The sequence below is a fragment of the Gluconacetobacter tumulisoli genome (genome assembly GCF_014174155.1).
Lineage (GTDB): Bacteria > Pseudomonadota > Alphaproteobacteria > Acetobacterales > Acetobacteraceae > Gluconacetobacter > Gluconacetobacter tumulisoli.
The window spans coordinates 42,824-54,880 of the sequence record NZ_JABEQM010000019.1; the positions used below are offsets into that span (position 1 = coordinate 42,824).

General features: G+C 69.9%; 12 protein-coding genes. 4 read left to right on the forward strand and 8 right to left on the reverse strand.

What is annotated here, in order from left to right; all coding sequences use genetic code 11:
- Window positions 1–10: 10 nt before the first annotated feature.
- Window positions 11–2,155 carry a ComEC/Rec2 family competence protein gene (locus tag HLH28_RS16505; protein WP_338029757.1) on the forward strand — a complete coding sequence of 715 codons (2,145 nt, stop codon included), beginning with the start codon at window positions 11–13 and terminating at the stop codon, window positions 2,153–2,155.
- A 95-nt stretch (window positions 2,156–2,250) separates the two neighbouring features.
- Here HLH28_RS16505 and nth read toward each other — a convergent pair whose 3' ends face one another.
- A complete protein-coding gene (gene nth, locus HLH28_RS16510) occupies window positions 2,251–2,931 on the reverse strand; it encodes an endonuclease III (protein ID WP_182961261.1) in 681 nt (226 codons plus the stop codon).
- Between the two features lie 215 nt (window positions 2,932–3,146).
- Between nth and HLH28_RS16515 the strand changes: the two genes are divergently transcribed.
- Window positions 3,147–4,979, forward strand: a complete 1,833-nt coding sequence (locus tag HLH28_RS16515; protein ID WP_246396320.1) for an ABC transporter ATP-binding protein — start codon at window positions 3,147–3,149, stop codon at window positions 4,977–4,979.
- An 80-nt stretch (window positions 4,980–5,059) separates the two neighbouring features.
- On the opposite strand, the gene HLH28_RS16520 is transcribed toward HLH28_RS16515, so the two are convergent.
- From HLH28_RS16520 to hisB, 7 genes are all read right to left on the reverse strand, one after another.
- A complete protein-coding gene (locus HLH28_RS16520) occupies window positions 5,060–5,437 on the reverse strand; it encodes a histidine triad nucleotide-binding protein (protein WP_182961243.1) in 378 nt (125 codons plus the stop codon).
- Window positions 5,438–5,624: 187 nt separating this feature from the next.
- A complete protein-coding gene (locus HLH28_RS16525) occupies window positions 5,625–6,119 on the reverse strand; it encodes a phosphoribosyl-ATP diphosphatase (protein WP_408869863.1) in 495 nt (164 codons plus the stop codon).
- Between the two features lie 25 nt (window positions 6,120–6,144).
- Window positions 6,145–6,906 carry an imidazole glycerol phosphate synthase subunit HisF gene (gene hisF / locus HLH28_RS16530; RefSeq protein ID WP_182961245.1) on the reverse strand — a complete coding sequence of 254 codons (762 nt, stop codon included), beginning with the start codon at window positions 6,904–6,906 and terminating at the stop codon, window positions 6,145–6,147.
- Entirely contained in the window at window positions 6,906–8,261 is a 1,356-nt protein-coding gene (gene hisA / locus HLH28_RS16535) for a 1-(5-phosphoribosyl)-5-[(5-phosphoribosylamino)methylideneamino]imidazole-4-carboxamide isomerase (protein ID WP_182961247.1), read from the reverse strand. The genes hisF and hisA overlap by 1 nt, the downstream gene beginning before the upstream one ends.
- A complete protein-coding gene (gene hisH, locus HLH28_RS16540) occupies window positions 8,258–8,929 on the reverse strand; it encodes an imidazole glycerol phosphate synthase subunit HisH (RefSeq protein WP_182961249.1) in 672 nt (223 codons plus the stop codon). The genes hisA and hisH overlap by 4 nt, the downstream gene beginning before the upstream one ends.
- A 19-nt stretch (window positions 8,930–8,948) precedes the next feature.
- Complete coding sequence (locus HLH28_RS16545; RefSeq protein WP_182961251.1) at window positions 8,949–9,332, reverse strand: hypothetical protein; 384 nt, start codon at window positions 9,330–9,332, stop codon at window positions 8,949–8,951.
- Complete coding sequence (gene hisB / locus HLH28_RS16550) at window positions 9,329–9,925, reverse strand: imidazoleglycerol-phosphate dehydratase HisB (RefSeq protein ID WP_182961253.1); 597 nt, start codon at window positions 9,923–9,925, stop codon at window positions 9,329–9,331. The genes HLH28_RS16545 and hisB overlap by 4 nt, the downstream gene beginning before the upstream one ends.
- Window positions 9,926–10,108: 183 nt before the next feature.
- Between hisB and HLH28_RS16555 the strand changes: the two genes are divergently transcribed.
- Window positions 10,109–10,696: a nitroreductase family protein gene (locus tag HLH28_RS16555; RefSeq protein WP_182961255.1), complete on the forward strand. Its 588-nt coding sequence runs from the start codon at window positions 10,109–10,111 to the stop codon at window positions 10,694–10,696.
- Window positions 10,697–10,716: 20 nt separating this feature from the next.
- Window positions 10,717–11,895, forward strand: coding sequence for a 5-demethoxyubiquinol-8 5-hydroxylase UbiM (ubiM, locus tag HLH28_RS16560; protein ID WP_182961257.1), 1,179 nt, complete (start codon window positions 10,717–10,719; stop codon window positions 11,893–11,895).
- Window positions 11,896–12,057 lie beyond the last annotated feature (162 nt).

Genomic DNA, 12,057 nt, shown 5'->3' on the forward strand with positions numbered 1-12,057 from the left:
GGCTGCCGCAGTGGACGATTCGGATGGAGATATCGGCCGGGACGCATGGCCGGCGCGGATGCTGCTGGCGGAACGGTCGCGGCTGGCGCTGTGGCTGCCGGTCGGGCTGGGGATCGGCATCACGATTTATTTCGCGCTGACGCGGGAGCCCGGGGGGACGACGATCCTGTCGCTGCTGGTCGTGGCGGGCGGGGCGGTCGCCTGGATCGCGCGGGCGCCCCATGTGCTGGCGGCGCGGGCGATCGGCGGGGGAATGGCGGCACTGGCGCTGGGGGGCGTCGCGGCCTGGACCGCCACGCATCGCCAGCCGCCGCTGCCCGACCTGCCGCATCGCGCGACGATGGTGGTGGGCCGGATCACGGCCGTGTCCGTCCTGCCGCCGCGCGACGCGGCGGCAGGTGGGGCCCTGCAGGTGGATCTGGCGGACGTGCGGCTGGAGGACCCGGTCGATGACGGGATGCCGCCCTTGCGCCGCATATTGCGGCTGCGACTGCGGCCCGACGACCCGGTGCGGCTGTCGCCGGGAATGGTGGTGCGGGTGCGCGCGATGCTGCGTCCGCCGATGCCGCCCGCCTGGCCCGGCGGCCCGGACCGCCAGCGCCGGGCGTGGTTCGACGGCATGGCGGGCGGCGGATACGCGCTGGCGATGGTGCAGCGGGTGGATGAAGGGCTCCCTGCCGCCCATCGCACGATGGAATCCCTGCGCGAAACGATCCTTGCCCGTATCCTGCGCGTGCTGCCCCCCGACCGGGCCGGTGTGGCGGCGGCGGTCCTGACCGGGTCCGCCGCGCCGATGCCGCAGGCCGATCGCGACGCCTTCGCCGATGCGGGACTGGCGCATCTGCTGGCGGTGGCCGGGCTGCATCTGGGGATCGTCATGGGCGTGGCGATGGCGGCGGCGCGCCTGCTGCTGGCGTGCTCGGAACATGCAAGCCTGTTCTGGCCATGCCGGCAGGTCGCGGCGCTGGCGGGACTGGCGGCCGGGGCGGCGTATGTGGTGCTGACCGGCCAGCATCTGCCGGCGTTGCGGGGTCTGGCGATGGCGACGCTGGTGGTGCTGGCGATCGTGACCGGGCGGCGGGCCCTGTCGATGCGCGGGCTGGCGGTGGGGGCCGGGCTGCTACTGCTGACCGGACCGGGGGACCTGATGGAAACGCCGTTGCAGATGTCGCTGGCGGCGGTGATGGCGCTGGCCGCGGGGTTCGAGGCCGCGCGGCCCCCCCTTCGCCGTCTGGTGCAGGACGGGGGCTGGTGGCGCCGGATAGGCGTCCATGTCGCGCATCTGGCGCTGGCCAGCCTGATGGCCGGGGGGGCGACGGTCCCGGTCGTCATGGCGCATTTCGGCACGCTGCAACCCTGGTTTCTGCTGGCGAACCTGCTGGCGGTGCCGCTGATGGCGATGTGGATCTTGCCGGCAGGGCTGCTGGCCATAGGGCTGATGCCGCTGGGACTGGAGGCCGCGGCCCTGGTGCCGATGGGCTGGGGGATCGGGGTGGTACTGGATCTGGCGCGGGCGGTGTCCGGCTGGCCGGCGGCGCGGATCATGGTGCCGGCGATGCCGGGATGGGCGCTGGCGGCGTGGCTGCTGGGCCTGTGCTGGATGTGCTTGTGGACCCGGCGCTGGCGCTGGGCCGGCATGGTGCCGATGGCGGTGGCGCTGCTCGTCCCGTTCCTGGTGACGCCGCCGGACCTGCTGGTGGCGGCGGACGGGCGGGTGATGGGGGTGCGCGACGGCGGAATGTTGCGGGTGGTCCCGCGTCCAGGGGCGGACCGGGTGGTCGAGGCCGACTGGCGCCAGGCCCTTGCCCTGCCCCTCGCGGCCCTGCCAGCCGGGGACGATGACAGCCGCATCGCCTGTCGCGACGGGCTGTGCCGGCTGGCGGGTGGCCGGGTGCTGCTGCGCCTGCCGGGGGCGGCCACGCCCGACTGCGCCGGGATTGCGCTGCTGGTCGCGCCGGGGGGCGAGGGTACGAACTGTCCGGGCGTGGCCACGATCGACGGGTTGACCCTGTGGCAGTCGGGTGCGCAGACCGTCTATCTGCGGCCGGACGGGCCGCGCGTCGTCACCGATCGCGCCGTACGTGGTGCGCGGCCATGGGTCATGGGACCGGGCCAGCACGGCATGCCGACCCTGCCGCTGGCCGCTGCCGAATAGGTCGGGCTTCGCCCGAACCCACCAAGGCCTGGAGCCCCGGACCCCGATCATGGATAAACAGACTGATTCCAAAGGCCGGTGGCCTTTGGCGGGCTTCAGGGCGGGGTCAGTACCTTGGCCGTATATTGGCAGGGTTCCTGCGCCGGGCAGCGCCAGCATTCCGGTCGCCGTGCCTTGCAGACATATCGTCCGTGCAGGATCAGCCAGTGATGCGCCGGGCGCAGCATCGGGGCCGGGATGCGGGCGATCAGCTGGTCCTCCACCGCGCGGGGTGTCTTGCCGGGGGCCAGTCCGGTGCGGTTGCCGATGCGGAAGATGTGGGTGTCCACCGCCATGGTGCTGTCGCCGAACGCCACGTTCATCACCACGTTTGCGGTCTTGCGTCCGACGCCGGGAAGTGCCTCCAGCGCCGCGCGGTCGTGCGGGACCTGGCCGCCGTACTGGTCCAGTAGGCGCTGCGACAGGGCGACGACGTTGCGTGCCTTGGTGCGCCACAGGCCGATCGACCGGATATGTGCGCCCACCCCGTCCTCGCCCAGCGCCACCATCGCGGCGGGGTCGGGGGCGTCGCGGAACAGGCCGACCGTCGCCCGGTTGACCGAGGCATCGGTTGCCTGCGCCGACAGCACCACCGCGACCAGCAGCGTATAATCGTCGCCGAACACGAGTTCGCTGGCGGCGTCGGGATTGGCCTCGGCCAGCAGGGTGATAAAGCGTTCGACTTCCTTCAGCGTCATGCGGCGCCGGGCCTTCGCGGGGCGGGCGGGCTGGGTCATGCGGTTCTGCCGTCTGTTCATGTCGCGGGCCTTTCTTGTCGGCCGGACCAGGCGGCCTGTAAATCGCCCGTCGCTTGCTTTCGCCCGGGTGGACGGCGATAATCGGGCCCGAAACCGATCGAATGTGAAACGGATCCGGCGATCCCGGGGCGGCAGCGCGTCGCCCGTGGCCGGTATGGATGGAAGGGATGGCCGTCGGGACCGGCCGGGACGTCATGGCGGACAGACAGACCGCGCCCGGCGCCCAGGGCCGCGGGCGCAACGAATTCGGCGAGGTCCTGGGCTTCGTCATGCAACGCTGGCTGCGCCACCCGGCATCGCTGACCTGCACCCTCGCGGGCGTCGCGGTGGCGACGGTGGCCGATGTGGTGACGCCGCTGCTGGCCGGATGGCTGGTGGACGATGTCGCCCATGCCGGGCCGGCGGGCAGCAGCGCCCCGGCCGTGGCGCCGGCCCTGCTGGCGGCGCGGCATGACGTCCTGATGCTGCTGGGCGGGCTGTTGCTGCTGGGGCTGCTGGGGGTTGCGGGGCGGCGGATGTCCTATCTGGGCATCACCTTCCTGACCGCCCGCGTGATGCGCGACATTGCCCAGACCGCCTTCGCCCGCGTGCAGCGCTTTTCCACCGACTGGCATGGCAACACCTTCGCCGGATCGACCGTGCGGCGGCTGACGCGCGGCATGTGGGCGGTCGACACGCTGGGCGACACCCTGATGCTGATGCTGCTGCCCGGCATCCTGGTGCTGTGCGCGACGACGGTGGTGCTGGCCCTGCGCTGGCCGCTGATGGGGGTGCTGCTGGGCGGCAGTTCGGTGGGGCTGGTGCTGATGTCCACGCTGCTGACCCTGCGCTATGTCGCGCCGTCGGCGCGGCTGGCCAATGCGTGGGATACCCGCATGGGCGCGGCGCTGGCCGATGCCGTGACCTGCAACATGGTGGTCAAGGCCTTCGGCGCCGAGCAGCGCGAGGATGCACGCCTGTCCTGGGTCCTGTCGCGGTGGCAGAGGCGGACCGAGCGGTCGTGGGTGCGCGGCACCAACAGCGGCAACCTCCAGAACCTGGCGGCGCTGGCGATGCGCGTCCTGCTGGTCGGCGCGGTGCTGGCGCTGTGGTGGCGGGGTCGTGCCGGGCCGGGCGACGTCGCCTATGTCCTCACGATGGTCTTCCTGGTCCAGGGCTATCTGCGCGATATCGGCCAGCAGATTTCGATGGTCCAGCGCTCGGTGAACGAGATGGAGGAACTGGTCGCCATCTATCGCCTGCCGATGGGGGTCGCGGATGCGGTCGACGCGCTGCCCCTGCGGGTGACGCACGGGGTCATTCACTTCGACCATGTGTCGTTCGGCTATCGCGCCCAGCAGGGTCCGCTGTTCCGCGATCTGTCAATCGACATCCCCGCCGGCAGCCGTGTTGCGCTGGTCGGGCCGTCGGGATCGGGCAAGACGACTCTGGTGAAGCTGCTGCAACGGCTGTACGACGTGTCCGATGGCCGGATCCTGATCGACGGCACTGACATTTCCACCGTCACGCAGTCCAGCCTGCGGTCCCAGATCGCGATCGTGCAGCAGGAACCCGTCCTGTTCCACCGTTCGCTGGCGGAAAACATTTCCTACGGCCGCCCCGACGCGACCATGGCGGAAATCGAGGAGGCGGCGCGCCAGGCCAATGCGGCGGGTTTCATCGACCGGCTGCCCAAGGGCTATGCCACCATGGTCGGCGAACGCGGGGTCAAGCTGTCGGGCGGCGAACGCCAGCGCGTGGCCATTGCCCGCGCCTTCCTGGCCAACGCGCCGATCCTGATCTTCGACGAGGCGACGTCCAGCCTGGATTCGGAATCGGAAATCCTGGTGCAGGAGGCCATGGAACGCCTGATGATCGGCCGTACGGTGCTGGTCATCGCCCACCGCCTGTCGACCGTTGTCGGCCTGGACCGCATCCTGGTCTTCGCGCGGGGCGAACTGCGTGAGGATGGGTCCCACGCCGAACTGATTGCGCAGGACGGCGGGCTGTACCGGCGGCTGTTCGAACTCCAGTCCCTGGACGGGTAAGGGCCTGTTTGCAAATGCGGGCTGGCTGCAACGCCGGGGGATGAGGGCAGCAGGGCAGCGCCCTGCGACACGGCGTCCCTTCAGCGATGCAGCATCGGCCCCAGCGCCGCGCCGCCGAACAGATGGACGTGAAAATGCGGCACTTCCTGCCCGGCGGCCGCGCCCATGTTCGACAGCAGGCGATAGCCGGCCTCATCCAGCCCCAGCAGGCTTGCGACATGGCCCACCGCGCGGGTGAAACCCGCGATCTCGGCGTCGGAAGCGGTGGTGCTGAAATCCGCGAACGACACATACGGGCCCTTGGGGATGACCAGAACATGGACCGGCGCCTTGGGCGCGATGTCGTGAAAGGCCAGGGCGAACGTATTCTCGAACACTGTGCGGCACGGAATCTCGCCGCGCAGGATCTTCGCGAAGATGTTCTGCGGGTCATAGGGACCCAGTCCGGAGACAGCCATGGATGCGATTCCCTCGGGTTGTGGCGATCGTGTTGATTAAAATCCGTCTTTAATTCGACCCGTTGAGCGAGATCGCCCTGAAAAAGGCGCGCCCGTCGTGTGTTTGCAGGCATCGAAGCGCAGAAAACGCGCGTGGGATCGCCGCCAGATCGAATGTCCGGACAGACCTTAGGTCAGACCGGTGATATCAGGCCAGGGGGTCGCGCGGGCGGGCGGCTTTCTCGGCGATGCCGCTTGTGCCCTCGCGGCGGCGCAGTTCGGCCCAGATGTCGGCGGGCTGCACGCCCGCGTCCACCCACATGACGATCAGATGGTACAGCACGTCGGCGCTCTCGCTCACCAGTTCGCCGGTATTGCCGGCGACGGCCTCGATCAGGCACTCGACGGCTTCCTCGCCGAATTTCTGGGCGATCTTGCGCCGGCCGCGCGACAGCAGGCGCGCCGAATGGCTGATGGACGGGTCGGTACCCTTGCGCGAGGATACGACGGCGAACAGCCGGTCCAGCACGTCGGACGTGGCCGGCGGGGCGTCGGCGACCGGCGCGGCCAGGGCGGCCGCCTTCTTGCGCGCGCGGGGCGTCTCGGCCTCCTTCGCCGCCTTGCGGGGCGCGGGGGCCGCCTTGCGGGCGGTCTTCGGGGTGCCGGTCTTGGCGGTCTTGGGCTTGGATGGCTTGGGCATCATGTACTCTGCTGGAATATCCGGCGCGTCAGGTCGTCTGGCGGACCGGCAGGCCGGCGTCCGCCAGCGCCTGCTTGACCTGCGGGATGGTGAACTGGCCGAAATGGAAGACGCTGGCCGCCAGCAGGCCGGTGGCCCCCGCCCGTGCGCCCTCGATGAAATGCGCCAGCGTGCCGACCCCGCCCGATGCCACGATCGGCACCCGCACGGCGGCGCAGGCGGCGCGCAGCAGGTCCAGGTCGAACCCGCCACCGGTGCCGTCGCGGTCCATGCTGGTCAGCAGGATCTCGCCCGCGCCGCGCGCGGCGACCTCGCGGCACCAGTCGATGACGTTGCGCCCGGTCGGCGTGCGTCCGCCATGGGTATAGACCTCCCACCCGCCATGGCCGTCCGACCGCGCGTCGACGGCCACCACCACGCACTGGCTGCCGAACTTCCGCGCGGCCTCGCTGATCAGGTCGGGCCGACCGACGGCGGCGGAATTCATCGCGCATTTGTCCGCCCCGGCCAGCAGCAGGCGGCGCATGTCGTCGGTCGTCCGCACGCCGCCGCCGACCGTCAGCGGCAGGAAGATCCGTTCGGCCGTGCGGTTCACCACGTCCAGGATCGTGTCCCGGTTTTCGTGGCTGGCGGTGATGTCGAGAAATGTCAGCTCGTCCGCGCCGGCGGCGTCATAGACCGCGGCCTGTTCCACCGGGTCCCCCGCATCGCGCAGCGACACGAAATTGACCCCCTTCACGACCCGGCCGTTCTTGACGTCCAGGCAGGGAATGACCCGCAGCTTCAGCATCAGGACAGGATCCGCAGGGCCTCGGCCGGGTCGACCCGGCCGTCGTACAGCGCGCGGCCGACGATCACGCCCTCGATGCCCGGGGCCTGGGCGGTCGCGGCGCGCAGGGCCTGAAGATGTGCCGCCGTGCCCACCCCGCCGCTGGCGATGACCGGGACCGACAGCGCGTTCGCAAGTTCCGCCGTCTGGGCGATGTCGATGCCCGTCAGCATGCCGTCGCGGCTGATCTCGGTGAAGATGATGGCGGCGACGCCGGCATCCTGCATGCGCCGGCCCAGTTCCACCGCCTTCATTTCGGACGTCTCGGCCCAGCCCTCGGTCGCGACCTGGCCCGAGCGGGCGTCGATGCCCGCGACGATGCGGCCGGGGAAGGCGCGGCAGGCCTCGCGCACCAGGGCGGGGTTCTTGACCGCGACGCTGCCCAGGATGACGCGCGTGATCCCGGCGGACAGCCAGCGTTCGATTCCCGCCATGTCCCGCAGGCCGCCGCCCAGCTGCACCGGCACGGTGGCGTTGGCGATGATGGCCTCGATCGCGGCGCCGTTGGCCGATCGCCCGGCGAAGGCGCCGTTCAAATCGACGACATGCAGCCACCGGCACCCGGCGGCGGCCCAGGCGCGGGCCTGCGCGCCCGGATCGTCGGAATAGACCGTGGCGGCATCCATGTCCCCCCGGCGCAGGCGGACGCAGGCGCCGTCCTTCAGGTCGATGGCGGGATAGAGGGTCAGGCTGTGTCCGGTCACGCTGATGGGTCCAGGGGCAGGAATGGGAACGGAGGAGGCCTGCGGATGCGCGGGCACGACCCGTTCATTGTCCTGCAGGCGCTTGGTGAAGAACAGGCCCCGCACGGTGCGGCCGTCGGTGCGGGCATAGCTGGGATGGGTGCCCCACTGATGGAAGCCGAAGGAATGGAACAGGCGGATGGCCGCCACCTGGGTTTCGCGCACATCCAGGTTCAGGATCTGGTACCCCATGGCCCGCGCGCATTGCTCGGCCTCCAGCAGCAGCAGCCGGCCCAGCCCGTGGCCGCGCGCATAGGGCGCCACATACAGGTGCATGAGCGTGGCGCTCATGGCCTGGGCCTCGTTATTCCGGGGTGGCCGGACCAGTTGCGCCGCGCCGACGATGATGCCGTCCAGGCGCGCGACGAACAGCATGCGTTCCGGCACCATCAGCACGCCCCGGAAATAGCGTTCCATCGCCTGCCGGCCGGGGACGTTCAGCCAGCCGAAGCCGCCGCCGTCCAGGATGGCGGCGTCGGTCGCCTCGCACAGCGCCTCCAGATCGTCTTCGTGCAGGGATTGCAGCCGCTCGGTCCGCAGGCGGTCGCGGCGCAGGCCGCCGATCTCGTTCATGTGGCGGCCCCTTCGCAAACGGGCGACCAGCGCAGGAAATTGGACAGGATCCGCAGGCCGACCGCCTGGCTTTTCTCGACATGGAACTGGGTGCCGGCGCGATTGCCATGGGCGACGATGGCCGGTACGGCGCCGCCATAATCGGTCGTGGCCACCAGATCGGTCGCCGCCCCGCCGCGCAGGGCGTAGGAATGGACGAAATAACCGTGGGCGTCCGGGCCCAGCCCCTCGGTCAGCGGATGCGCGCCGGGTGTGAAGTCCAGCCGGTTCCACCCCATCTGCGGCAGGCGCAGGCCCGGGGCGTCCATCTGTGCGATCTCGCCCGCAATCCAGCCGAAGCCGGGCGTCGTCGCATGTTCCAGCCCGCGTTCGGCCATCAGCTGCATGCCCACGCAGATGCCCAGGAACGGCGTACCGGCGTCCGTCGCCTCCTGGATCGTCTGGCGCAGGCCGGGCACCGCGGCCAGGCCGGCGGCGCAATCGGCAAATGCGCCCTGTCCGGGCAGGACGATCCGGTCGGCCTGGCGCACGGCGTCGGGCGCCGAAGTGATCGTAACCGTGGCGTCGATGCCGCTGTCCGCCGCCGCACGCGTCAGGGCGCGTGCGGCCGAGGCCAAGTTGCCGCCGTTATAGTCGATGACGACGATGGACTGGGTCGCGGATGCCATCCTGTCCCTCATTTCCCTTTCATTCCCCGGCCGTGGCGGCGCGCGGGGCCAGAATGCCCGGATGCCGTTCCAACAGGCGCAGCAGCGCGGCCTCGGCGCCCGGGGCGACGACTACCGGGCCGGCGGTCAGCCCGTTCAGCCGCAGCTCCCATTCCCTTATATTACCGGTGCACAGCGCCAGCCCCAGATGCAGGCCCAGCCACACCGGCGCGATCAACGCCGAATGGCCCAGCAGCGCCCAGGTCGCAAGGCTGACCGCCCCGGCCAGCAGCCCGGCGATCCAGCAGCCTTGCAGCAGCAGTCCGAACCAGCCCAGGACCAGGACCCGCCAGGACAAGCGTTCGGCCACCAGCACCGGCGGATGGTCGCTTTCGGCCCGGAACCAGGAGGAGTAGGTGGTCACAGCACGCCCTTGGTCGAGGGGATCAGGCCGCCCGCGCGCGGATCGGCCTCGGACGCCATGCGCAAGGCGCGGGCGGCGGCCTTGAACGACGCCTCGGCGATATGATGGCAGTTGCGTCCGGCCTTCTGCGTCACATGCAGGGTCAGCAGTGCGCTCATGGCGAAGGCGCGGAAGAATTCCTCGAACAGCTCGGTATCCATCTCTCCGATCTTGTCGCGGGTGAATTCCACCGACCAGGCCAGGTAGGGACGGCCGGAGATATCGACGACGACCTCGCTCAACGCCTCGTCCAGGGGGGCCAGCGCGTGACCAAACCGGCGAATGCCGCGCTTGTCGCCGATCGCGCGGGCGAAGGCCTGGCCCAGCGCGATGCCGGTGTCCTCGGTCGTATGGTGGAAATCGATATGCAGATCGCCCTGGGCCGTTACGTCCAGGTCGAACATCGCGTGCCGGGCCAGCGCCGTCAGCATATGGTCGAAGAAGCCTATTCCCGTCGCGATGCGGGACTGGCCGGTGCCGTCGAGGTCCAGGCGGACCGTGATGTCGGTCTCGCTGGTGACGCGGTGAATCGTGGCGGTGCGGGCGGTGTCCATGTCCCGTTCTCCTACAGGATAGGGGCGGGTTAGGCCACCATTCCCGTGCGAGTCCCGCCCCGGCGTCGTGCAAGCCGGGTGGCCCGATATTGGCTTCGGGAGGCTTCTGCGGCATGGTGCCGTCCCGCCGTCGCCGACCCTCGCGGGGCCTGCGCCGGCCGACATTATATGGAGGATCCCCGGATGGCAGTGCTCGACAGCCTCCTGTCCCGTTCATCGACCGACGCGCTGTCCGACCCGGCGCCGGAAGGGTCGGTGCTGGAGGACATCCTGTCCGCCGCGATGCGCGCACCCGACCACGGCAAGCTGCGACCCTGGCGCTATGTCCTGATCCGGGGCGACGCGCGGCCGAAACTGGCCGAACTGGTGGTGGCCGGGATGATCGCGCGCGACCCCGACGTGCCGGCCGCGAAAATCGACAAGCGCCGGTCGCGCTTTTCCACAATGCCGCTGACGATTGCGCTGGGCATGCATATCCGTCCCGATGACAAGATCCCGGTCGTCGAGCAGGAAATGGCCGTGGCCGCCGCCGCGATGAACGTCCTCGACGCCCTGCATGCCACCGGGTTTGGAGGCGTATGGGTGACGGGGGACATGGCCTACGATCCGGCAGTGGCCTCGGCCCTGGGGTTCGACGCACCGCACCGCCTGGCGGGATTCCTGTTCGTCGGCACGCCGGACCCGGCGCGGCCGGTGCCCAGGCGGTGGCCGGTCGTGGATTACGTCGCCGAATGGCAGGGCTCGCCCGTCAGTTTCGGTGCGGACGCCTGAACAGGGCAGGGGGAACGGCGATGCACCGCGACGTCACGATCATCGGCGGTGGCCCGGCCGGGCTGGCCACCGCCCTGTCGCTGGAGGCGCTGGGCCTGTCGGTCATGGTTCTGGAGCGCGCGCCGCAGCCCCAGTTGGCCGAACCGGCTTTCGACGGGCGTGAAATCGCCCTGACGCACCATGCCGTCTCGGCCCTGCAGCGCAGCGGCGCCTGGGCGCGGATCCCGCCCGTCGGAATTTCCCCCCTGCGTGAGGCACGGGTGGAAACCGGGCGGCACAACCATCCGCTGACCTTCGACACGCAGGGCAAGGGCGTCGATGCGCTGGGCTATCTGGTGTCCAACCACTTGATCCGGCGGGCCTTGTATGAAGAGGCCCTGTCCCGCGCCGACATCACGATCCGCGCGGGCACGGCGACGCGGTGGGTACGCGATGAACGGGGCGCGGTGACTGTCCTGTATGAAGGCGGCGAAATCGAATCCCGCCTGGCGATCGCCGCCGACGGACGGTTTTCCGACATCAGGCGCCTGCGGGGAATCGGCGCCATCGTGCATGATTTCCGCCGTGCGATGCTGGTGTGCCGGATGGCCCATGAATCGCCTCATCATCATGTGGCGACCCAATGGTTCGATGACGGGCAGACGGTGGCCCTGCTGCCGGTCAATGGCGGCGCATCCTCGCTGGTCCTGACCCTGCCGCCCGACCGGATCGAGGCGCTGCGGGTGATGGAGCGCGACCGCTTCAACGCCGATATCATGGAGCGGATCGGCAATCGGCTGGGCGAAATGCGTCTGGTCAGCACGCGGCATGTCTATCCGTTGCGCGCGGTCTATGCCCACCGCTTCGTCGCCCATCGCTTCGCCCTGATCGGCGACGCGGCGGTCGGCATGCATCCGATCACGGCGCACGGCTTCAATCTGGGCCTGAAGGGACAGGAGGCCCTGGCCGAGGAAATCGCCGTGGGCCTGGCCCGCGACGGCGATCCGGGCAATGCGTCCGTGCTGAAGCGATTCGAAACCCGGCACCGCCTGGCCACCGCGCCGCTGTTCGCGGCGACGAATGGAATCGCCACCCTTTATACGCGGGACGAAATGCCGTTCCGGCAGTTGCGCCGTGCCGGTCTGCGGCTGGCCGATTCTCTGTCGCCGTTCAAATCGGCGGTGACGAACATGCTGATGGACAAGCGGAAATCGGCCTGAAACCGCCAATTTTGTCCATCCGGTCAAAAAAGGTTCGAAAAAATCGAACGACCGCAGTTGACGGTGGTGTGGGTGGGGTGTAGATCGCTGTTCACCGCAGGGGCGGGGCCGAAAGGCACTTGCCTGGTGGGGTTGGGTTTGCTAATGTCTTTGGCCCGGTTG